Genomic DNA, 20,829 nt, shown 5'->3' on the forward strand with positions numbered 1-20,829 from the left:
AAACGGCTACACTTGGAGAGATAGACCATTTACGTCACGAGGAGAATTTTCGATGTCATTGATCACTTCAGTCGCCGCTGCCAGCGAGGCTGTTCATGTCGTGAACGAACTTCCGTTCCCCGCACCAGTGTTCGGTGCGATCACGCTCACCATCTTTGTCGTACTCGGGTTCGTGACCTTCAGCTTCCGTGACGTCGCAAACCGTCACGCAGACAAGGCTGAGGCATACGCGCGTGAGCACGGCTCAGAGACGCACTAATCCCGTCGATGCAGCCCGCCCGCGCCGAATTGGCGTCATGGGCGGGACATTCGACCCGATTCACCACGGTCACCTCGTCGCGGCAAGTGAAGTTGCAGACAGCTTCAATCTCGACGAGGTGATTTTCGTGCCCACGGGCGAACCCTGGCAGAAGCTGAGGGTCACCGAGGGCGAGCACCGTTACCTTATGACGGTGATTGCGACCGCGTCGAACCCGCAATTTCGGGTAAACCGCGTCGATCTTGATCGCATCGGCCCGACCTACACGGTCGATACGCTGCGCGATCTCAAAGCCCTGTACCCGCAGGCAGAGCTGTTTTTCATCTCGGGGGCCGACGCGATCGCCCAGATTTTCAGCTGGAAAGACGCTGACGAGCTGTGGGACCTCGCGCACTTTATCGGTGTTTCACGACCGGGGCACGAGCTTTCTCTGCACGGTATTCCCGAAGAACACGTAAGCTTACTAGAAATACCAGCCTTGGCTATTTCATCAACAGACTGCAGAAGCAGGGTGCGCTCGGGTAAACCCGTGTGGTACCTCGTTCCTGACGGAGTGGTGCAGTACATAGCCAAGCACGATTTGTATCACAACGGGGAAGGCGACGAATGAGTGACAACGCTCCAGAACGGCCGCTCACACGCAGAGAACGCCGTCAGCTCGAGATGGAACAACTCGCGCAAGAAACCGACACCACACTTCCGGTAGACGAGACCGAAGAGGCTCAGGCCGCGGTTGAAGAGACCGCTGCCGAGGGGGTCGAGACCCCCGAAATTGAGATCGACGAGTCACTCATCGAGGTTCCCACGGTTGATGCCGAGGGTAACCAGCTGTCACGGCGCGAAATGCGGCAGCTGCGCGAAGAGGCTATTGAGGCTCTGCGCCAGGAGAAGCTCGCAGAGCTCGAGCGTGAACGCGAGGCCCAGGAGGCTGCCGAGGCTGAAGCCGCTGCCGAAGCGGCAGAAACCGCAGAGGCTGAGGCGGATCCCGTCGCCGAGCCCGAGGTCGAGGAGCAGCCGGCTGCAGAGCCCGTTGTTGACGACGAGGAGCAAAGCGACTTTGAGGCACATGAGGTGCCCACCGAAGCGCTGACGCTTGAAGATCTTCAGGAGATGGCAGAGGGCGACGCTGTCGGGGCTGAGGCTGAGGCTGTCGAGGTAGAAGTCGAGGTCGCTGATGAAGAAGCGCCCGAGGCTGAGCAAGAGATCATTGTCGAGGAGCCAGCGGAGGCGGCTGCTGAGACGCCCGCGACCACCGCAATGCCAGCGGTTGCTGCCGACGAAGACGGCTACACGTTCCCCGACATTAAGCCGCTCGAGGTTGACCGGCCGATCTTCGATGATCCATCGCAGCGTTCGGTAACGAATGGAACGGCTACCGGCACCGGCTTTGAAGACATGATCGAGCGCGCGGTTGCTGATGAAAACGCATCGGTGCACTCGGGTACCTCTTCGCTCATTCTGCCAACGTTGCCCGGCTCTGACGGCATCTCGGGAGCCATCGGCTCAACGGGTGAGCTCTTTGTTACCGGTTCGATTGAGCTACCGAAGTCGATCGGCGAGACTGGCGGTCACGCGAAGCTCCAAGAGTCGGTAGACGGGGCAGGGACGGCAGAGACCGACCCAATCGACATGCTCAACCTCTCTGACATTTACGAGACGAACGAGTTTGACTCGGCCCCGGTCTCGGCTAGCAAAGCGGTGAGCGCCCGATCGATCGAGAAGACCGGCATCACCGCACCCGAGGTGAAGCACAACAACAAGAAGTCGCTCGTGTACATGAGCATCGGCGGCGGTCTCATTCTCGTGCTCATCGGCGGCGGCATCTGGGCCGCTCAGTCGGGACTTTTTGGATAATAAGACGGTAAGGAACACTGGTTTGGCATTAGCCCCCGCAACACAGCCCATGTTGGAGATCGCGGCAGAAGCTGCCGACGCGATGGGAGCAGCCGATCCGGTCGCTCTCGACGTGTCAGAGCGCTTCCCGTTTGCCGACGCCTTTCTCATCGTGACGGGCGAGGTTGAGCGTAACGTTCAGGCGATCGCCGACCGAATCGAAAAAGAGATGAACCTTGGCGGTCACCGCACGAATCGTCGTGAGGGCCGCGAAGGCGGCAGGTGGATCTTGCTCGACTTCGGCGAGCTTCTCGTACACGTTTTTCACGCCGAAGAGCGCGATTTCTACGAGATCGAACGCCTCTGGCGCGACTGCCCAACGCTCGATTTACCCACGCCGAGCGTCGGTTTGCCAGAGCGGGCATAAGTTCGCTAAGGTAGACGATGTTGTCGGGCGAGCATTCGCCCGACTTCGTTCAGGGCCTATGGCGCAGCTGGTAGCGCACCTGCATGGCATGCAGGGGGTCAGGGGTTCGAGTCCCCTTAGGTCCACCACTGAACTCACGACATTCCATTACGTTGTTTATGGAAAAACAAAAACTCACCCATAGCGGTGAGTTTTTTTATTTCTCAGTTCGAGCTCTACAGCGATGACTCTGCTCTCTTCGACGCTACGAATCCCGACCCTGCTCGACGAGGCGCTCTTTGCCGTGTGTATCATGACAAAGACAGGTGTTGCGTGGAAGCAGCAGGTGCAGATAACGGCTGGAGGCTAGTTTGAAGGTCCTCATCACTGGTGGAGCAGGGTATATCGGTTCAACCATTGCGGCATGTTGCTCAGACAGCGATATCACGCCCGTCATCCTTGACGACTACAGCAAAGGGCTGAGGGAATTCTCGCAGCCGTATGCGAACTACGAAGGCGACATCGCCGATGTCTCTCTGATCCAGCGCATCGTGTCTGAGCACCCTGACATCGACGCGGTCATCCACTGTGCAGCGAAGATTGTCGTGCCCGAATCTGTGTCGGTGCCACTCGACTATTACGAGAACAACGTTGCCAAATCGATCACCCTTCTGCGGGAGCTTTCACGGCTTGGGGTGCGCCGTTTCATCCTGAGTTCGACAGCCTCCATGTATGAAGCCGGCGATGACTATATGGTCGATGAGTCTGGCGCGGTCGCTCCTCAGGGTCCTTATTCAGCCTCGAAATGGATGTTAGAGCGGGTGCTCCGTGACTTCGCAGCAACCGGGGCGATGAACTCGATTGCGTTGCGTTACTTTAACCCGATTGGGGCAGACCCGAGTATGCGGAGCGGTCTTCAAGACCCGCAGCCTACCCACGCCCTTGGCAAGATGATCGAGGCGTATCGAAGCGGTGGTGCCTTCACAGTAACAGGTGTTGATTGGCCGACGCGAGATGGTTCAGCGCTTCGTGACTATGTGCACGTGTGGGATCTCGCACGTGCCCACGTGGCGGCGCTTCAAAAGTTTGATGAGGTCATCGCTCAGTCTGAGGTGGCCGGGTTCGACGTTATCAATCTCGGCACCGGAACGGGAACGACGGTGTTTGAGCTCGCCAACGCATTTGGCGACGCGACAGGCAAACCCTTGGAGGTGCAGACAGCTGCCCCTAGGCTTGGTGATGTTGTGGGGTGCGCGACGCTGACGGCGAAGGCGGCACGACTTCTCGATTGGAACGCCGAGCTGACCATTGCTGACGGGGTAAGGGACTCTCTCGCGTGGGCCGAGAAGCTTCCGGCCGTGCTTCACCGAGAGTGAAGAGGCGCTCGATGAATGGAGACCGGCTGATGCCGTTAGCCCACTTATAGCGTGAGACCGGGTCACCTGGTTTCGAGAATGATCGGCCTTTAGGTGCATAACGTTTACAGGACCGCACGTGGTGCTGCCCTCGGAGTTCGACCTGGCGGGGCTCGACACGGGTGCGGTGGCTACTGCGACACTCGCTGCCGCGCAATTGCACGCTGCGAGGCATTCGACGGTTCTCGCCCCCGTTGCGATCGACAGTGCCGAAGCGTGTGCAACGTTCGAAGCCGAAAAGCTCTTCACTCCGGTCGGTTGGGCTCTGCCGTCGCTTTGGGATCCACTTGCTGGTAACTATCGCGCTGCCGATCGGTGGATCAGGTTGCACGCCGCGTGCTGGGAGGGTCGATAGGCGAAGCGTGTTCACCGAAGCGATAACAACGTGACCACGGCGATGATAGCGAAGGTCATGAGCGGAAGAATGTTGAGCGCGAGAAGTGCCACGCTTTTCGTTGTCTTTGTGAACTGAGGAGAACGATAAACAAAGGCAAGGGGGTAAGCGAGCAGCACAATGCAGTACATGCTCAAGGTGGTATTGAGATAGACGTTCTGAATGCTGTGAAGGCCGTGCACCCAATAGGGGAGCATCAGGATCCCAGCAAAGATGCTGATTTTTCCGAGAGCGTCGATGGTTACGCCCGATATAAACCAGTCACCTGAGCCATTCTGGAGTGTCACTGCTGACACGGTTGCGACGCCTAAGAGTCCGAAAGCGAGTGGCATCACGGCGATGTATGCCTCATCGGTATTGAGCAGGGGGAGCAGCGGCAAGCCGAAGACGATGAGACACAGCGCTGCCAGGTAGACGACCCCTTTGAGCGCCTCAGCGGTGATCTTCATCAACGTCAAGCGTGTCATTTGGTCTTCGCTTCGGTACCTCGACCGTGAGAAACGTTTGCTGCGGGTGGCCACTGGTTCGTGCCTTTCGTGAGACAGGGGCTACCCGCAATGAACACTTTCAAAGAACCTGCGCGCGATTGAGCCAAGTGTATTCGAAGGACTATGCGGCTTCAAGCGGCGGGGCGCTCGACCGGCCCGTTGCTGAGACGCCGCTGTTTCGAACAGGGCAATCAGAAGGGCAGTAAGAAAAACGTTGCCAGCAGCTCGCTCCGTGCGATACTGACAGTTGAGAGCATCACCCGCCTGAGTAACGGAGAATGGCAATGGACGCTAACGTGAACCCCCTTATGTCCGCTGGATATGACGTTGTGTGGATCGCTTTCGTGGCTTGCACGGTCGTCATGATCGCCATTGCGCTCGTCTCTATCAGGAGAAATCGCCAAAGTCTTACCTCGTGGCAAGCGTTGATCTGGGGCCTAGTCGTGATTTTCGTGCCGATCATCGGGCCAGCTGCGTGGTTGCTTGCCGGGCGCCCCGCACGTTTGCCTGCAGCCACGGAGTAGCCGCGCGCTTTCCTGAGCTGCTTGAGTGGTGCAGTGTGTCAACCCTGCAGAGGTTGACAGCATGACTAGTTAGAGATACAATCTAGTTATGCAAGAGAAGCGCAACGTTGTCGACGCGCAGTCGCCGGAATGGCCGAGTGACTGGATGCGAGCGGTTCTTGGCTTACTGACGCTCCAATCGTTGGAGCCGGGACCGTCGTACGGGTACGCCATCATCGCCGATTTAGAAGCCAACGGTATGGGGTCTGTGAAAGGCGGCACTCTGTACCCGCTCTTGACCCGCTATGAAGCGGCGGGACTCGTGGGCGTTGAGTGGCGGCCAGGAACAACTGGCCCCGGGCGCAAGTACTTCTCGCTTACCCCTCTCGGGCATAGCGAGCTAGAGCGTATGCGTGCCGATTGGTTGCTCTTCGCTCGCAGCACCAGCGACTATCTCGACAGTACGAAGATGAGGAAAGAAGGGCGCTCATGAACGCAACAATGACTGACCAAGACTGGATCGATCTGTTGATTGTCGAGCTGCGCATGCGTCGAGTTCCCGGCCCGGTGATCGGCGACGCGGTCGCCAGCGTCTGGGAGTTCATTGCAGACTCGGGGCAGGGCGCTGAAGAGGCCTTTGGGCCGGCGCGTGAATACGCTGCCTCGCTTGAGCTCCCTACGAAAGGGGCAGGTTACCAAGCGTTGAAAATGCTCTTCTTGCCGGCACTGGGCCTTTTGGCGTTCCTCGCCTTCGCTCTCGCAAGCGGTCCTTGGTTCGCAGGAAGCCCCGTGTTGCTTTCGGTACCCCAGGCGCTTCTGATGTCTGTTCCTGTGCTGCTGGTCGTGCTCTTTTCGTTCCCGTTCTACGCCCGTGCAGTGTTTCGAAAACGCTGGCTTCTCGTGGTGCTCGCTCTCGGTATCGCTGTCACGAGTGCAACAGCGAAGCTGTTTGCGCCAACGGCGGAGGCCGAGGCCTGGCTTGTGCTGTCGCCGCTCGCTATTCTGGTGACCTCCGGTGCGGCAATCGTCATCTTGGCCATCATCGGCACCATTGCGACGCTGCGCGGCGGTAATGAAGACGAGGTCGTCGATCCGCTTGAGGTGCAAGATGAGCCGGCGAATGGGCGAGAGAAGAAATCATTTCCGCTCTTCGTCAACTGGATCTTCGTGTTCTTTGCGATTGGCATCTTCGGTATTTCTTGGATTGCCAGCCTCGCGATGGCGTGAGCGTGACCCGTGTGAGTGTCACACTTTACCTTCCGGATGGTAAAGTGGAGAGATGACCGCTGATACCCCCGTACGAATCATGCAGGCCGCGAAAGAGATCGTGGCCGAGCACACGAAGCTCGAGGGCGTTGCGCTCTCGCTTGATTCGGTTGCGAAACGCGTCGGGCTTACGAAGCCTGGCCTCATGTACTACTTTCCGAACAAGCAAGCCCTGATGGTGGGCCTGGTCGAATTTGCGGCGCAGCAGTGGCACGACATGCTGCGCGAGCACGCGGGGGCAGAGCCCGCGGAGCTCTCGGTGTTCGCTCGGTATCGGGCCTACGTTGAGGTTGCCACGACGGCTGAGGTGTCGCGTGCAGACTACTGGATCTTTTCTGACGCGCTCTACCATCCCTCGCTATCAGGGGCGTGGCAAGAGTGGCTTGGTCCTTGGTTCGCGCTTGAGGGGGCGTCTGAGCATGCACGAGGCCCACTGACCGCGGCCCGGTTCTGCGCTGATGGGGCGTGGATGTCAGAGGCGACAGGCGTCATGCAGGCAGACGACCTCGGGCCTGTTCGTGCCCACGCGCTCGAACTCATCGAGATCGCCGAGGGGAGGGCTGCTCGATGAGGGCCTGGGTGTTGCTCTCGGGATCGATTATTTGCGAGGTTACCGGCACCCTCGCGCTCCGTGCAACGGTTGAGCACCCCGCCTGGGTCGCGCTCACCGTCGCCGCCTACCTGGCAGCGTTTATGCTTCTCGGCTTTGCGCTGCGGGCGGGCATGCCGATCGGGGTTGCCTATGGGGTGTGGGGTGCCGTCGGGGTGGCGTTGGTCGCACTTCTTGGAGCGATCATGTTCGACGAGATGTTGAGCGTTCAAGCGGTCATCGGAATCGCGGTCATCATTGTCGGGGTATTCCTGATTGAGGCCGGGTCGCGGCCAGAGCCAAGCTCAGATGGCGGATCGGAGCAGGTGCTGACGTGAGCTGGGTCTGGTTAAGTATCGCTATTCTGTGTGAAGTGGTGGCAACGCTGAGCCTCCGCGCTTCGAACGGGTTTCGTCGCAAGGTCTGGCTCGTGCCGGTGGTGGCGGGGTATGGTCTCGCGTTCACCGCTCTCGGCTTTGCCCTTGCCGCGGGCATGCCAGTCGCCGTCGCTTACGGCATCTGGACCGCCGTTGGCATCGCCCTGATCGCGGTTCTCGCCCGAGCGATTTGGCGTGATCCGCTCACCAAGCGAATGCTTGTCGGTATCTGTCTGGTCATCGCGGGCGTGATTCTCGTCGAACTCGGATAAGCCCGTGATTATTGAATCTTTCGCAGATTCATGGTTTTGTGGAGTGGAAGGTCTACGGTAATGACTCGGGGCGAAGAGGGGGCTCTTGATGAAGTTCACGTCACGCAAAGCGATCATTGGATACTTCGCAGGAGGTGCCGTTTTCGCGGTGTTCTCATTGCTCATGGGTGCAAACGTTGGGTTCTTCCTGTGTCTCGCGATGCCATTCTTCGCAACGGGTTTTGCCTTGATCGCAAGGCGAAATGAACTCGCAAAGCGAAATGATGCAGCTCACCCGCGCGACCTGCGCAGCAACCACACGAAATAGGGTGCGCCGACGAGCGCGACCATGAGGCCGGCGGGTAGCTGTGCCGGCGAGATGAGCGTTCTGCCGAGCGTGTCGGCGACGAGCACGAGCAGCGCGCCCAGCAGCATCGCGACGGGTATCACGCGGGCGTGGCGAGCACCAACGAGGGTGCGCGCGAAGTGGGGTGCGACGAGTCCCACGAAGCCGACGACGCCGACCGCGACAACCGAGACCGCTGCGAGAACCGCGGCGATGGTGAGCACCCACAGCCGCGTTCGTTCGAGACGGATCCCGAGAAGTCTCGGGGTGTCGTCGTCGACCGAGAGTAGATCGAGCTCGCGGTGCTGCGAGGCGAAGAAGGGCACCGCGAGGGCGAGCACGGCAGCGCCGGGCAGCGCATCCCAGAACGACCTGCCGTAGGTTGTGCCCGAGAGCCAGGTGAGAATGCGCGGGGTCTGCCAAGGGTCTGAACTCAGCAGCATGAACGTGGTCACGGCGGTCAACGCGAAGCCGCAACCGATGCCAATGAGCACAAAGCGATCGGGAAGAAGGCCGCCGCGCCATGACAGCAGCGTCACGAGGGCGAAGGTCGCGAGCGCCGCGAGCACGGCCATCACGACGAGGGGCAGTCGCCCTCCGCCCGCAAACCCTGTGGTTACGACGAACACGGCGCCCACGCCGGCACCTGCCGAGATGCCGAGCAGGCTGGGCTCTGCCAGCGGGTTTCGGGTGGTGCCCTGCACGACGGTTCCGGCGAGGGCCAGTGCAGCGCCGCCCACGAGTGCCGCCGCCACCCGAGCGGCTCGCTCGTCGAGGGCCCTGCGAACGAGGTCGGGGGCGCTCGACTGCGCCCACAGGGCGAGATCGCCGAGGCGCAACCACACGTTGCCCGCGAGCAGGCCGACAACAATCGCAGCGATGAGCAGCGAGGTGACGATCACGAGAACCGTGACGAAACGGCGATGGGTGCGGATCGACGACGCACTCGATGCGACGCGTGCCGAACCCGCGTCGCGCAGTCGCATGGCCAAGACAATAATGATGATGCCGCCGATGAACGCGGTGGGAATTCCGGTGGGAATCGTGGTGGCGCCCTCTGGTGTGAGCGCGGCCCTCAGGAGCGCATCGGCGAGCAGAATGAGCAGGGCGCCGAGGAATCCAGAAGTGGGAATGAGAAAGGCGTGTTTGCGCAGTGCCGCGACCCGGTTTGCGAGGAGCCGGGCGAGCACGGGGCCACCGAGGCCGACAAAGCCGATGGGGCCGGCGAGCGTGACTGAGGTACTCGTGAGCAGAACGGCGTAGATGACCGCGGTCATGCGGGTTGATCGCACCGAGACCCCGAGCGAGGCGGCGGTATCGTCGCCGAGGCCGAGAGCGTCGAGCCGGCGGGAGAAGAGGAGGGCGAGGGTGAGCACGACGGCGATGAGCGGTGCCGCGCGAACCGAGGCGTCGATGTTGAGCTGCGCGAGTGAGCCGTTGGCCCAGGCGAAAAGCCCCTTCGTGCTTTCTTTGAAGAGAATGAGCAGCATGGCGGTGCCTGCGCTCAGCGCCATCGAGATTGCCGAACCCGCGAGAATGAGGCGGGTGTTTGCCGAGCCTGCCGCACTGCCGGTGAGCCCGAGCACGAGCGCGGCGGCGAGCACCCCGCCGAAGAACGCCACGCCACTCGAGGCCCAGAAGGGAACCGACACGTTGAAGGCCGCGACCGCGGCTAATGCGAAGTACGAGCCAGAGGTGATGGCGAGGGTGTCGGGCGAGGCGAGAGGGTTTCTCGTCACCGACTGCAGGAGCGCGCCAGCGACGCCGAGCGAGAAGCCGACGGCAACGCCGGCGAAGAGGCGGGGGAGTCGTGAGCCGAGAAACACGGCATCGACCGAAACGCCGCCCACGTGAACCGGCTCGCCGAGGAGCCCTCTGAAGAGGTCGGCCGCGGTGAGACCGGAGGTGCCCTGCGTCAGGTGCCAGAGGCCCACCGCTGCGATGATGACGACGAGCCCCGCGAGTAGCGCGAAACCGCCGGCCAAACCCCTGCGTTCAGGAGCCCGGCCGGCAGCGCCGCGGGTAAGGGTTGTTGTCACCTGTCGGTGATCACGTCGACGAAGGCGTCGATCGCCTGCTCGTTTGAGCGTGGACCGCCGGCTCCCCAGATGCCGGGAGGGAACTCGAAGGCGCGCTCGTCTTTCACTGCCGGCAGCGACTTCCAGATCGGGCTCTTTTCGAGCTCGAGCACATAGCTGTCGGGGGTTCCGTCATTGGCGAAGATGAGATTCACGTCACCGACGCCAATGAGGCCCTCGATGTCGGTCTGCGCGAGGCCGTAGGCGGGGTCGACCCCGCCGCTGCCGTAGGAGGCGTCAACTGAGTCGGTCCAGGCCCCGGTGAGCCCGAGCTCTTCGCCGAGTTCGGTGAACAGGGCGCCCTCGCCATAGGGGCGAATGACGACGTTGCCTGATTCGATCCACCCGTCAAAGAAGACGAAGTCTGTGGTCGGCAACGAGGCTGTCGAGACCTCGGTCTTCGCCTTCGCGAGGTGATCGTCAAACTCGCCGATGACCTGTTCGGCGCGCTCGGTGCGTCCGGTTGCCTCGGCGATGAGCGAGAAGACCTTCTTCATGTTCTCGATCTGACCGCTGGTGTCGGTGCCCACGGTCGCGAGAACCGGCACGTCGCCCTTTTCGAGCTTCTTGAGCAGTTCATCATCGGGGCTGTTGGCCTCGATGATGATGAGGTCGGGATCGGTCGCGTAGATGGCGTCGAGATCTGGCTCGCCGCGCTCGCCGACGTTCACGACCGACTCGGGCAGAGACTCGGCGTTGATGTAGGTCGCAAAGCCGTCGATCGAGGCCGCGCCGACCGGGGCAATGCAGAGCGTCAGCAGGTCTTCGGTTTGCTGCCACTCGAGCACGACGATTCGCTCAGCCGGTTTGTCGAGCTTGATCTCGCGACCGTGGCTGTCGGTCATCGAGACGGGGTCGGTCGAAGTTTTGGTCGTGTCTGCGGTGCAGCTCTGCGAGATTGCCGCTTTGTCAGCGGTCTCTTCGGCTGCATCAATGTCGGTCGTGCCACACGCTGAGAGCGTGAGCGCGACGATTCCCGCGACGGTGACGGCGGTAACGCGCCTGGGTGTCTTCATGTGGTGTCCTTTCGAGTGAGAGAAGTGGGTAACGATTGTTGGTCTAGCGCGGCACGCGAGCGGCATGGCGCCTGAGCGGATCAATGCGCAGCCTGCCCGCTCGCTCGTCAACCGTGACCGACACGCGAATCTCGTAGGCCGCAAAAATGTGCGCCTCGGTCAGCACCTCGAGCGGGGTGCCCTCTGCGACGATACGTCCGGAGTGCAGGAGGACGAGGTCGTCGGCGACGCTCGCCGCGTGGTCGAGGTCGTGCAGCACGACGCCGACCGCGACACCGTAGTCGTCGGCAAGGTCGCGAATGAGGTCGAGCGTTTCGGTCTGGTAGCGCAGGTCGAGGTGGTTTGTTGGCTCGTCGAGCAGGACGATGCCGGTCTGCTGCGCGAGGCAGGCGGCGAGCCAGACCCGCTGCAGTTCGCCGCCAGAGAGCTCGCCCGTTGCACGGTCAGCCATATCGGTGAGGCCGGTTGCTCGGAGAGCCTCGTCGATGGCGTTGCGGTCTTCAGCTGTGAACCCAGCGAATCGCCTGCGATAGGGGTGTCTGCCAAACGCGACGACCTCTCGCAGGCTGAGCCCCTGCGGCGCCATGCGTGACTGTGCGAACAGGGTGACCTCTTGCGCGAAAGCGCGGGGAGGCATGGTGTGAATAGGAGTGGGCTGTTCTTCGTGTTCCCGCTCGAGAACCGTCGTGCCTTCTGCGGGAGTGTGCAGTCGCGCGAGGCTGCGGAGGAGCGTCGACTTGCCCGAGCCGTTCGGGCCGATGAGCGCGGTGACGCGGCCTGGCCTCAGTGAAACCGAAACGTCATCAATGGCTTTGCGGTCCCGAAAGCTCATGGTGAGTCCCTCGGCGCGGAGAGAACTCGCTGCGCGCCCGGGGCCACCGTGCGAGGGTGATGGCTCCGCTGACTGGGCAGAAAGAAATGGGGTAGTGATGAGGGGCTCCTGCGCTCAAAATGTTGGCACGAAACAGGGCCCAATGCATCATGCGTTAAGTCTGATGTGAATTAGGGCAGCCTTGCTTCACCAAGAGTAGCCGCGCTCAAATCAATGCGCAATCAAGTAATCAGGACAGGGAATGTGGCGAATCAGACACCGTTGAGGTATAGGAGCCAGGGGTCGTACCCAGCACGCGCTTGAACGAGGCGATAAAGGTGCTCGGCTGAGAGAACCCGAGTTGCTCCGAAGTCTCGTTCACTGAGAGACCCTCGCTGAGGAGTGCAACGGCGTGGTGGATGCGGAGCACCTGGCGCCACTGCAGGAAGGAGAGACCCGTGTGTTTACGAAAGAGCCTCGCCACGGTTCGGTCGCTGATGCCCACTTGCTCGGCCCACTCGGCGAGGGAACGGGTATTCGTCGGGTCTTGCACGAGCGCCTCGACGATGACGGTGATGTGCCCTTCGCCCGGAAGCCTGAGGCTCAGCTGGTGTGGGGAAGGCTCGACAACGTCGAACACGACGGCCTCCGCGCGACACCTCTCGTCGACTGAGAGGCTGGACTGCTCGAGGTGCGTGAGCAGGCTCGCAACCAGGGGAGTGATGCGCACCGCGACCGGCTCGGCAAAATCGAGCGGCGAGCGGGCTGGCTCGAAGAGGGCATCAATGAGCGAGGCCCCGGCGGTGACGCGACCCGAGTGCACGGTGTGCGCAGGGATCCACAGCCCTTGGCCCTCGGGAATCGTGACCACGCGGTCTGGCAGTTTCACGGTCATGGTTCCGTCGCACACCCACACGAGCTCGTGCAGCCGGTGTGCGTGCGGTTCGAACTCGAGGGGCACCGGAATGAAGGCCCGCTCGACGGCAATGCTGAAGGGGCTCTCGACGCTCGTGGGCGAGTCAATCTCATCGACGATGAAGGTATGGGGCTCGCGTGCCCATGCCCCGCGGGAGGGTGTCGTCATCGGGCGAGCCTGACCGCGCCCACGATGCGCTCGCACATGAGATCTGCGCCCTCGTGATCGTCGGCCGTAACGGTGACGACCGCGTCGCCGGTGAAGACAACGAGCTGGCCGTAGGCTCCGTGGAGCCGCCACGCCGCTCCCGGGCCATCCCAACCCGCGAGCGCGTAGCGCTCATAGCCGCGCGGGCCCTCGCAGACTGTCCAGTTCGAGTGCATCGCCGTGATCCACCTCTCGTCGACAAGGCGAGTGCCCTGCCACGTGCCACCGTCGCGAATGAGCTGCGCACAGCGCGCAAGCTCATTGAGACTGAGATGCAGCCCGCCTCCCGCGACGACCCAGCCGCCCGGGCAGCGATCCCAGTGTGGCTCCTGAATGCCGAGCGGTGCGAAGAGGCGTGAGTTCACCCACGCCGAGACGTCGCCGACTGCCGTTGCGAGGGCCCGCATCGCTGTGTAAGTGCTCGCGTTCGAGTACTGGAAAGTTCTGCCCTGCGTCGCTCGCGAGAGGAACTCGTGTGCGAGGTCGGGCCAGTCGGTCATGAGGGTTGGCGACCACGGTAGGTCGATTCCACTCGTCATCGAGAGCAGGTGCCGTACCGTGACGTGCTCGACGCCCTCACCGAGCGTGACGTTCGGGAAGTACTGTGACACCGGGCCGTCAATATCGAAGATTCCTTCGTCGGCAGCCATTGCGGCGGCGATAACGCAGACGGCTTTTGCGACCGATTGCACATCGCGGCGCGTGTCGTTGTGCCACAGATGCGATGCCGCCTCGTCGCCCACGAGCACGTGTATGCCGATCGCGCGAAAACCGTCGGCCTCTACCGCGTCGATGAGTGTGTCGAGAATGTCTTGCGCGCGGGCCATCTCATTATTATGCACGAAGAGCGTTGGAACCCTCTCGAATGTTGTCGACGGCCCAGCCCAGCGATGCGGGGCGATGTGAGCGGCTGGCGTGAGCTGTAGGTGATTGCGTTGCTCGGTTATTCCTGCGTCACAGAGCGTCGCCATGCGGCTAAAGCGTAGAGTGACGTCGCAACGAAAAACAGGCCGTACAAGGCCGTATTCCAGGAGAATATTGTTCCCGCTGTGGCGATTGATAGCCAGGTCAGCCCGCCGGCAAGTATCGCGCCTGAGGTCCATCCAAACGCCTCAGTGCGAGCCTTTCTGCTCGCCTTTAGGCTAAACCGTGCTGCGTAACTCTCTGGCGCGCCAAATTCGTCGTGGAGCGAGCTTTTTGCCTCTCGCGCGTGTGCTTGTGCTTCGCTCACAATGCTTCGAATCTCAGTTTCGGAGATGTCTTGACGGAGGCGAAGCTGTTCCATTAAGCCTCTGCTCCACTGGTCATCGGGCAATGGTGAAGTGTGCTGGTCTTGAAGGCGGCGTCGAGAGGGAGAGGCTAAGAGACGGCTGAAGCGAGACAGCAAAGCGTAGACGGGTATCGGGGCGAGAAGCCACAGTGTTGAACCGGTGCCGAGCACTACAGTGTTGCTCGCAACCGCGAGGCCACCGAGCGCTACCCCCGCAGCGAGCAGAAAGATTCCCGTTACCGCGATCGCCTTCGGGCGAGAGAACTTTCGCAAGGCAAGTAGCCAGATCTGTCGAACCGATATGCTCATCAGGCCGATGGCTAAGGGTAAAAGAACCATCGGTAGGAAAACCTTGGTTGTCCAGCCATCATCGATGAGTGTGACGAACATGGTGAGCGCCGTCACCCACAGCGCTACCGAGAAGGTTAAGCTCAGGAACGTTGCGAGGGTGAGTGGTTCGTCTCGGCTGTACGCTTGCACACCTGTCTCGCGCCACCACTGCTGTTGTTCACGCGCCCAGGTGTGTGCGGACCCGAAAAGGTCTTCTGCGGGTTCGTTGGCGTCCTGTAGCAACGGCACCAGCTGTGTGAGCGCTGTCTCGGCAACTTTAGGGCTGACGTCGTCGAGCAGTAAGCGGGCCTGCGCCGAACGGGCCCAGTGTTCGTCGGCGTCGGCTCCACGTGCGTCACGGAATGCGGTATTGACCTGGTCGAACTGAGAAGGGTTCGAAGGCTGGGAGTTTTCGTGAGTCATGCTGTGCCTCCTGTGTTGTGCATTGCATCGACAAGAGTGCGCCACGCTTCTCGTTCAGACTGCAGCCGAGCTTTGCCCTTCGGGGTGAGAACGTAGTTTCGCTTTCCTGGCCCGTTCTGTCCCTCCTGCCACTCTGTGACAACCGCACCGTCGTGCTCCAGCGCGGCCAAGAGCGGGTACAGGGAGCCCCCTTTTGGGCGCCCAAACCCCCGTTCACTCACTGCCTGTGCGATGCCGTAGCCGTGAAGTGGGCCAAGCTCGAGACTTGCGAGCACGGCAGTCCCGAGAGCGGCACGTGACCATGGAGCTGGCCAGCGTTGTTCCTGTTGCGCGTCACTCATGTGCCTAAGTATTGCATATACCTAGGTAGTGTTCGCAAGGGGAAGTTTGCGATGCCGCCTCGGGAGTGCTTGACTATGCCGTTACCACCGCCTGGAGACGCTGCTGTACGAGGCGGTCGGCGGCCTCGATGGTGGTGATGCCCGAAGCCTGCGCCTCATCGAACACCTCTGAGAGTGTTTGGCTGATGGCATCGATGCGCTCGATTTTCTCATCGATCGACGCGTCTTCGGCGCCGAGGTAAATCACGCCACCAGCGTTCACGAGGTAGTCGGGTGCGTAGAGGATTTCGCGCGCTGCGAGCGCCTCGGCGCCTGAAGGTTCTGCGAGCTGGTTGTTAGCGGGGCCGACGACGGCGCGCGTGTTGAGCTCGCTAATGACCTTCGGGGTGAGCATGCCGCCAACACCCGCGGGCATGAACACATCAGCCTCGACGGTGTGCGCGGTCTCGGGTGAGACCCACTCGGCGCCGAGCTCGTCGGCGAGCGACTTCTTGGCGGTGTTGATGTCTGAGAGTGTGAGGTGCGCACCTTCTGAGGCGAGCTGTGTCGCGAGTGCCGAGCCGACGTGGCCGAGGCCAACGATCGTGATGCGGAGGCCGCTCGCCGATGTTTCGCCGGTCAGTCGACGCAGCGTCTCTTGCAGCGCGGCATGAACGCCACGAGCGGTGTATGCGCCGGGGTCGCCGAGCCCGCCCTGACCAGCAGGCAGGCCGACCACGTGCTTGGTACGCTCTGAGACGCTCGCCATGTCGGCCGCGGTGGTGCCAACGTCTTCTGCCGTTTTGTAGAGCCCGCCGAGCTTTTCGACGATGTCGCCCAGGTCGAGAAATGCTGCGTGGCGCTCTTCGGGGCTCAACGTCTGTCCTGGTGCGAGAGCGATAACGGCCTTGCCGCCGCCCGAGCTGAGGCCTGCGAGCGCGTTCTTTGACGTCATGCCCTCTGAGAGGCGCAGTGCGTCAGCCACGGCCTCGTCACGGCTGTTGTAGCTCCACAGCCTGCAACCACCGAGCGCGGGGCCGAGAGCCGTGCTGTGAAGGGCTACGGCGATGGTGAGACCCGAGCGGGTACCCGTCGCGACCGTGAGCTGCTCGTGATCGAACGTGGCAAAAACTGACTGCATGGTGACCTATTCCTCTTCGTTGATGGCGGTGGTGTGCCTACCGACGATCTCAGTACCTTTTTACGTTTTGTGCAAGAGGGTAACTTCTCATTGATCAGAATGATCAATCTCATCGGGTGCATGAGCGCTATTCTGATCAGTATGAGTGAACTTGACGCCACTGATCGGCGTATTCTTTCGGCCCTCGAACATGACCCGAGGGCCACGGTGCAAGCGCTCTCACAGCGCCTGGGTCTTGCGCGAGGCACAGTGCACGCGCGAATCGAACGGTTGCAGAACGCCGCAACGTTGCGGGCGCACTCGCTACGCATCGACCCGACCGCCCTGGGGTGGCCGATGCGGGCGAAGATCACGGTCGAGACTGATCAAGAGTTGCTGAACCATATGATCGCCGATCTCGAGCAGATTCCCGAGATTATTGAGTGTCTCGTGGTCTCAGGCGGCAGTGACCTCGCCCTCGAAGTGGTTGCCCGCGACTCTGACGATATTTACCGCATCACTCAGAAAATACTTGATTGTCGCGGAGTGATTCGTACCTCAACCTCGATTGTGCTGAGAGAGCTCATCGAGCGCCGCCAGCATCAGCTGCTCTAGTCTCGGCGCTAGCTGATACCAGCGCTCCCGGCCCAGGTGTCGCCTTGCCCTCGTGAGCCGCGGCGATCGTGTGGCCGCTCTCGCACTGCACAGCGCTTGAGAGCGGTGATCCGCAGCCTCGGTGCGTCACGGTGATCGCGGGGCCGGCCTCGTCGGCGTAGTACTTGTCGCCCCAGGTGAGCAGCGCGATGATGACGGGAAACAGGTCGCTGCCCTTTGGCGTGAGCTCGTACTCGCGGCGAGCGCGCATGCCGGGCTCCTGGTATTCGACGGCGCGCAGGATGCCGGCGGCGACGAGCTTGTGCAGGCGGTCGGCGAGTACCGAGTCTGAGACGCCTAGGTGGTCACGGATGTCGTCGAAGCGATGAATGCCGTTAAACGCCTCGCGCAAGATGAGCAGCGTCCACTTCTCACCAATCATCTCGAGCGCCCGTTTGACCGAGCAGTTTGAGGCGTCGTAGTCGAGCCACTGCATGGTGCTCCTTTGGTTGACACGTGGTAGCCGAACTGGCTAACTTTGATTATACAAGTCAGCTAGGAATGAAGCCAGCAGTCGCTGGGGAAGCCGGCTTTGAAGCGAAGGATAGCGATGACGCACCGTGAGAAAACTATTACCTGGCAAGACCCCACCGACGCTCTCGACGCGATGCCTGGCCTTTCTGGCATCGAGTACCTGCGCAAGATGCAGGCGGGCGAGCTTCCCGGGGCGCCGATCGCCGCTCACGCGGCAATGCAGCTCGCCGAGGTGGGTGAGGGAACGGTGACCTTTGTCAGCGAACCCGATGAGTCGCACTACAACCCGATTGGTGCGGTGCACGGCGGCCTTGTCTGCACGCTGCTCGACTCGGCCCTCGGCTGCGCTGCCCACACGACGCTGCCCGCTGGGGTCGGCTACACCTCGATCGAGATCAAGATCAACTACCTGCGTCCGGTGACGAAAGAGAGCGGGCCGCTCATCGTCAACGGCAGGGTGACGAAACCCGGAAGGCGAGTCGCTTTTGCCGAGGGCGAGGTGCTCGATAAGCACGGCAAGGTCGTTGCGACGGCGTCGAGTAGTCTGCTCATCTTCCCGCTCGGGTGAGACAGCAGTACGGCTCCGGCCGCTAACGGGTAACCCGCGCGCCGACCTGCTCGGCGAAGAGCTCGATGGCGCCGAGCGCCTCGGCAACGGTCACGCTGCCGCCCGCCACGATGTGAAGCCCGTAGGCGTCTTCGAGTGCTACGAAGTTCATCGCGATGGTGTCGAGTGGCCCGGTGAGTGTAAAGCTGCCGTCGGCAACGCCTTCGCCGAGAATGTCCCGGTAGAGCTTCAGCTGTGCGTCGTAGAGCTTGCGCACGAGCTCGTCGTGCAGCTGTGACTTGCCCGCGAGCATGTCGAATTCGTAGAGCAGACGCATGAGTGCATCGTCTGGCCCGTGGGGCAGTCCCGCGTGAATTGCGACGGTGAGTTTCTCGGTCGCGCTCTGTTTTTCCTGGACGAGTGCCTCGCGCTCGGTGACGACGCGCTCCATGCCGGCGGCGTGCGCCTCGACGAGAATCGCCTCGAGGTCTTGGTAGTAGTAGAGCAGGGCGCCGCGGGTGACACCGGCCTGGTTTGCCACGTCGGTGAGCGAGAGTTCACGCAGCCCGTGCTCTGAGGCTGCGGCGAGCGCCGCGTTCACCACGTCTTGTCTGCGCTGCTGCTGGGTGCTCGGTCGTGCCATGCCAACAGTATCTCACTGCCTGAGGGCAACCTCAAAAGAGTTTTTTGACATCTGAGTAAAATAACTTATTCTTGTGTGAGTACGGTGCCACAAGCGCACCACAGATTTCTCGGTTCGCGGCGAGACCGCGGGCGATAACACCAGGAGTGGCGACGATGCTCGATACCTTGTACACCGGCGGCAAGATCCGCACCTTTGATCCCGAACAACCGTGGGCCGAAGCTCTCGGCGTGACGGGCGACACGATCACCTACGTGGGGCCGAGCGCCGACGCGCCAGCCGCTCGCCACACGGTGCAGCTTGAGGGCCGCCTCGTGACCCCGGGCGTCGCCGACACGCACAACCACCTGCTGCTCGGCTTCGACGACCTCGCGGTGAGCCTCGACCAGGTCGAGAGCCTCGATGTTGTGCGTTCGCGCATCGCCGAGTTCGCTGAGACGCACCCCGAGCTCGAGTGGATCTGCGCCGAGAACGCGCTCTACTCGGTCGTCGAGGGGCGTAGGCCGAATGCCGACGACCTTGTGGGCGTGACCGATAAGCCAGTGTTCATCACGACCTACGACCAGCACTCGGTGTGGCTCAATAGGCCCGCGCTCGCGAAGCTCGGCATTCTCAACGGGGCCGAGATCGCGTGGGGCAAGCCCGAGCGCGACAGCGTGACGGGCGAGCCCACGGGGTGGATCACCGACTTTTACACGAGCGCCATGACGATCTCGGGGCTCGCAGAGTTGCAGCGGGATATTCCCATGTACTCGCCAGACCGCCGCTACCGCAAGGTGACGAACAGCCTCGACATGGCCGCTCGCTTCGGCATCACGACGGTCGTTGAGCCGCAGGTGCCCCTTGCCGAGCTCGACCTCTTCGCGAGGGCGAACGACGAGGGCAAGCTGACCTCGCGCACGATCGCCGCGATCTACCACCCGGTTGGCGCAGACGGTGATTTTCGCGCCCGCATCACTGAGGCGATTGCCGAGACCCCGCAGCACGAGCGCTTCAAGCTCGGGCCGGTGAAGCTCTACGCCGACGACGTGATCGAGCCGCACACCGCGGCGATGCTCGAAGACTACGCCAACCGCCCGGGGCACAGGGGGCACACGAGCCTCGAGCCGACCGAGTTCACGAAGCTTTTCATCGAGCTTGACCGGCTCGGCTACCTCGTGCACACGCACGCGATTGGCGACTGGGGCACCCGCCTCACGCTCGACTCGATCGAGGCCGCACAGCGCGCGAACGGCACACGCAGCCGGCACGGCATCGTGCACGTTGAGTGCCTCGCACCCGATGATCTTCCTCGTTTTGCCGAGCTCGGCGTGGTCGCGGCTATGCAGCCACGCCACGCATCGCCAGACCTCGTTGCGGGTACTTGGATGGAGAACGTTGGTGAGCAGCGCTGGGACAGGGCATGGCGGTACCGCTCGCTCATCGAGTCGGGTGCCAAGGTGACCTTCTCGAGCGACTGGCAGGTCGGCGAGATGGATCCGCTCGTTGGGGTCTACAGTGCGATGACTCGAGCGCGCCTCGATGGCAGCGACGGCTGGACCCAGGGCGAGCGGCTCGACCTTGACCGCACCCTGCACGCCTACACGCAGGCTGGCGCCTTCGCGTTTCACCAGGAGAACAAACTCGGCATGCTGCGGGCCGGCTACCTCGCCGATCTCGTTGTGTGGTCGGGAGACCTCTACGCGATGGAGCCGGCCGAAATTCTGCAGCAGTCTGCCGACCTCACGGTTGTTAGGGGCGAAGCCATTCACGACAGTCACGGCGAGCAGGGCGGGCCACAAGCCGCCCCGCACGCAGCAAACGCCAGTGACTGGAGCGTGGGCGAGAGCTCGTGCGGCGACGCCGCGCAGGGCATACCTCACCAGCACAATTCATAGCCGAGAACCTCATACA

At 62.0% G+C, this 20,829-nt stretch carries 27 protein-coding genes and 1 tRNA gene; 17 read left to right on the forward strand and 11 right to left on the reverse strand.

The window, feature by feature from the left end; translation table 11 throughout:
• The first annotated feature begins 52 nt into the window (after nucleotides 1–52).
• The 8 genes from JSO19_RS12335 (at nucleotide 53) to JSO19_RS12370 (ending at nucleotide 4,268) form a co-directional block, all read left to right on the forward strand.
• Nucleotides 53–259: a hypothetical protein gene (locus tag JSO19_RS12335; RefSeq protein WP_270911951.1), complete on the forward strand. Its 207-nt coding sequence runs from the start codon at nucleotides 53–55 to the stop codon at nucleotides 257–259.
• On the forward strand, nucleotides 234–869 hold the full coding sequence (gene nadD, locus JSO19_RS12340) for a nicotinate-nucleotide adenylyltransferase (protein WP_270911952.1): 636 nt from the start codon (nucleotides 234–236) through the stop codon (nucleotides 867–869). Before JSO19_RS12335 ends, nadD begins: the two co-directional genes overlap by 26 nt.
• On the forward strand, nucleotides 866–2,113 hold the full coding sequence (locus JSO19_RS12345) for a hypothetical protein (RefSeq protein WP_270911953.1): 1,248 nt from the start codon (nucleotides 866–868) through the stop codon (nucleotides 2,111–2,113). The genes nadD and JSO19_RS12345 overlap by 4 nt, the downstream gene beginning before the upstream one ends.
• A 22-nt stretch (nucleotides 2,114–2,135) precedes the next feature.
• The gene (rsfS, locus tag JSO19_RS12350; RefSeq protein ID WP_369807954.1) at nucleotides 2,136–2,519 is read left to right on the forward strand and encodes a ribosome silencing factor; all 384 of its coding nucleotides are present in this window, start codon (nucleotides 2,136–2,138) and stop codon (nucleotides 2,517–2,519) included.
• 52 nt (nucleotides 2,520–2,571) lie between these two features.
• Nucleotides 2,572–2,647 (forward strand) — tRNA-Ala (locus tag JSO19_RS12355).
• Between the two features lie 95 nt (nucleotides 2,648–2,742).
• Nucleotides 2,743–2,868 (forward strand): hypothetical protein, encoded by a 126-nt coding sequence (locus JSO19_RS12360; RefSeq protein WP_270911954.1) that lies wholly within the window; start codon nucleotides 2,743–2,745, stop codon nucleotides 2,866–2,868.
• Nucleotide 2,869: 1 nt separating this feature from the next.
• Entirely contained in the window at nucleotides 2,870–3,874 is a 1,005-nt protein-coding gene (galE, locus tag JSO19_RS12365) for a UDP-glucose 4-epimerase GalE (protein ID WP_270911955.1), read from the forward strand.
• 118 nt (nucleotides 3,875–3,992) lie between these two features.
• Nucleotides 3,993–4,268, forward strand: a complete 276-nt coding sequence (locus JSO19_RS12370) for a hypothetical protein (RefSeq protein WP_270911956.1) — start codon at nucleotides 3,993–3,995, stop codon at nucleotides 4,266–4,268.
• An 11-nt stretch (nucleotides 4,269–4,279) separates the two neighbouring features.
• Here the strand turns inward: JSO19_RS12370 and JSO19_RS12375 are convergent, their stop codons facing one another.
• A complete protein-coding gene (locus JSO19_RS12375) occupies nucleotides 4,280–4,774 on the reverse strand; it encodes a hypothetical protein (protein ID WP_270911957.1) in 495 nt (164 codons plus the stop codon).
• A gap of 383 nt (nucleotides 4,775–5,157) precedes the next feature.
• On the opposite strand from JSO19_RS12375, the gene JSO19_RS12380 reads away from it, so the two are divergent.
• The 6 genes from JSO19_RS12380 to JSO19_RS12405 all read left to right on the forward strand — a co-directional run bounded on the left by JSO19_RS12380 (nucleotide 5,158) and on the right by JSO19_RS12405 (nucleotide 7,802).
• Entirely contained in the window at nucleotides 5,158–5,319 is a 162-nt protein-coding gene (locus JSO19_RS12380) for a PLDc N-terminal domain-containing protein (protein ID WP_270912150.1), read from the forward strand.
• A gap of 88 nt (nucleotides 5,320–5,407) precedes the next feature.
• Nucleotides 5,408–5,791, forward strand: coding sequence for a PadR family transcriptional regulator (locus JSO19_RS12385; RefSeq protein ID WP_270911958.1), 384 nt, complete (start codon nucleotides 5,408–5,410; stop codon nucleotides 5,789–5,791).
• Nucleotides 5,788–6,525 (forward strand): hypothetical protein, encoded by a 738-nt coding sequence (locus JSO19_RS12390; RefSeq protein WP_270911959.1) that lies wholly within the window; start codon nucleotides 5,788–5,790, stop codon nucleotides 6,523–6,525. The genes JSO19_RS12385 and JSO19_RS12390 overlap by 4 nt, the downstream gene beginning before the upstream one ends.
• 52 nt (nucleotides 6,526–6,577) lie before the next feature.
• The gene (locus tag JSO19_RS12395; protein ID WP_270911960.1) at nucleotides 6,578–7,135 is read left to right on the forward strand and encodes a TetR/AcrR family transcriptional regulator; all 558 of its coding nucleotides are present in this window, start codon (nucleotides 6,578–6,580) and stop codon (nucleotides 7,133–7,135) included.
• Complete coding sequence (locus JSO19_RS12400) at nucleotides 7,132–7,491, forward strand: DMT family transporter (protein ID WP_270911961.1); 360 nt, start codon at nucleotides 7,132–7,134, stop codon at nucleotides 7,489–7,491. Before JSO19_RS12395 ends, JSO19_RS12400 begins: the two co-directional genes overlap by 4 nt.
• Nucleotides 7,488–7,802, forward strand: a complete 315-nt coding sequence (locus JSO19_RS12405; RefSeq protein WP_270911962.1) for a DMT family transporter — start codon at nucleotides 7,488–7,490, stop codon at nucleotides 7,800–7,802. The genes JSO19_RS12400 and JSO19_RS12405 overlap by 4 nt, the downstream gene beginning before the upstream one ends.
• Before the next feature lie 270 nt (nucleotides 7,803–8,072).
• Here the strand turns inward: JSO19_RS12405 and JSO19_RS12410 are convergent, their stop codons facing one another.
• The 8 genes from JSO19_RS12410 to JSO19_RS12445 all read right to left on the reverse strand — a co-directional run bounded on the left by JSO19_RS12410 (nucleotide 8,073) and on the right by JSO19_RS12445 (nucleotide 16,639).
• The gene (locus tag JSO19_RS12410) at nucleotides 8,073–10,166 is read right to left on the reverse strand and encodes an iron ABC transporter permease (protein WP_270911963.1); all 2,094 of its coding nucleotides are present in this window, start codon (nucleotides 10,164–10,166) and stop codon (nucleotides 8,073–8,075) included.
• Nucleotides 10,163–11,221 (reverse strand): iron-siderophore ABC transporter substrate-binding protein, encoded by a 1,059-nt coding sequence (locus JSO19_RS12415; RefSeq protein WP_270911964.1) that lies wholly within the window; start codon nucleotides 11,219–11,221, stop codon nucleotides 10,163–10,165. Before JSO19_RS12415 ends, JSO19_RS12410 begins: the two co-directional genes overlap by 4 nt.
• Nucleotides 11,222–11,264: 43 nt before the next feature.
• Nucleotides 11,265–12,053, reverse strand: a complete 789-nt coding sequence (locus JSO19_RS12420) for an ABC transporter ATP-binding protein (protein ID WP_270911965.1) — start codon at nucleotides 12,051–12,053, stop codon at nucleotides 11,265–11,267.
• Between the two features lie 229 nt (nucleotides 12,054–12,282).
• Nucleotides 12,283–13,116 carry a helix-turn-helix transcriptional regulator gene (locus JSO19_RS12425; protein ID WP_270911966.1) on the reverse strand — a complete coding sequence of 278 codons (834 nt, stop codon included), beginning with the start codon at nucleotides 13,114–13,116 and terminating at the stop codon, nucleotides 12,283–12,285.
• Nucleotides 13,113–14,126, reverse strand: coding sequence for a serine hydrolase domain-containing protein (locus JSO19_RS12430; protein WP_270911967.1), 1,014 nt, complete (start codon nucleotides 14,124–14,126; stop codon nucleotides 13,113–13,115). Before JSO19_RS12430 ends, JSO19_RS12425 begins: the two co-directional genes overlap by 4 nt.
• Nucleotides 14,099–15,178 carry a hypothetical protein gene (locus JSO19_RS12435; RefSeq protein ID WP_270911968.1) on the reverse strand — a complete coding sequence of 360 codons (1,080 nt, stop codon included), beginning with the start codon at nucleotides 15,176–15,178 and terminating at the stop codon, nucleotides 14,099–14,101. The genes JSO19_RS12430 and JSO19_RS12435 overlap by 28 nt, the downstream gene beginning before the upstream one ends.
• Nucleotides 15,175–15,519 (reverse strand): PadR family transcriptional regulator, encoded by a 345-nt coding sequence (locus tag JSO19_RS12440; protein ID WP_270911969.1) that lies wholly within the window; start codon nucleotides 15,517–15,519, stop codon nucleotides 15,175–15,177. Before JSO19_RS12440 ends, JSO19_RS12435 begins: the two co-directional genes overlap by 4 nt.
• 73 nt (nucleotides 15,520–15,592) lie before the next feature.
• The gene (locus tag JSO19_RS12445) at nucleotides 15,593–16,639 is read right to left on the reverse strand and encodes a Glu/Leu/Phe/Val dehydrogenase family protein (RefSeq protein ID WP_270911970.1); all 1,047 of its coding nucleotides are present in this window, start codon (nucleotides 16,637–16,639) and stop codon (nucleotides 15,593–15,595) included.
• Nucleotides 16,640–16,780: 141 nt separating this feature from the next.
• On the opposite strand from JSO19_RS12445, the gene JSO19_RS12450 reads away from it, so the two are divergent.
• Nucleotides 16,781–17,233 carry an Lrp/AsnC family transcriptional regulator gene (locus JSO19_RS12450; RefSeq protein ID WP_270911971.1) on the forward strand — a complete coding sequence of 151 codons (453 nt, stop codon included), beginning with the start codon at nucleotides 16,781–16,783 and terminating at the stop codon, nucleotides 17,231–17,233.
• Here the strand turns inward: JSO19_RS12450 and JSO19_RS12455 are convergent.
• The gene (locus tag JSO19_RS12455) at nucleotides 17,202–17,708 is read right to left on the reverse strand and encodes a winged helix-turn-helix transcriptional regulator (RefSeq protein WP_270911972.1); all 507 of its coding nucleotides are present in this window, start codon (nucleotides 17,706–17,708) and stop codon (nucleotides 17,202–17,204) included. The genes JSO19_RS12450 and JSO19_RS12455 overlap by 32 nt on opposite strands.
• 114 nt (nucleotides 17,709–17,822) lie before the next feature.
• Here JSO19_RS12455 and JSO19_RS12460 point away from each other — a divergent pair, with 114 nt between their 5' ends.
• A complete protein-coding gene (locus tag JSO19_RS12460; protein ID WP_270911973.1) occupies nucleotides 17,823–18,314 on the forward strand; it encodes a PaaI family thioesterase in 492 nt (163 codons plus the stop codon).
• 22 nt (nucleotides 18,315–18,336) lie between these two features.
• On the opposite strand, the gene JSO19_RS12465 is transcribed toward JSO19_RS12460, so the two are convergent.
• Nucleotides 18,337–18,936, reverse strand: coding sequence for a TetR/AcrR family transcriptional regulator (locus JSO19_RS12465; RefSeq protein WP_270911974.1), 600 nt, complete (start codon nucleotides 18,934–18,936; stop codon nucleotides 18,337–18,339).
• Between the two features lie 155 nt (nucleotides 18,937–19,091).
• Between JSO19_RS12465 and JSO19_RS12470 the strand changes: the two genes are divergently transcribed.
• A complete protein-coding gene (locus JSO19_RS12470) occupies nucleotides 19,092–20,813 on the forward strand; it encodes an amidohydrolase (protein ID WP_270911975.1) in 1,722 nt (573 codons plus the stop codon).
• Nucleotides 20,814–20,829: the final 16 nt, after the last annotated feature.

The organism is Leucobacter sp. UCMA 4100 (assembly GCF_027853335.1).
Taxonomy (GTDB): domain Bacteria; phylum Actinomycetota; class Actinomycetes; order Actinomycetales; family Microbacteriaceae; genus Leucobacter_A.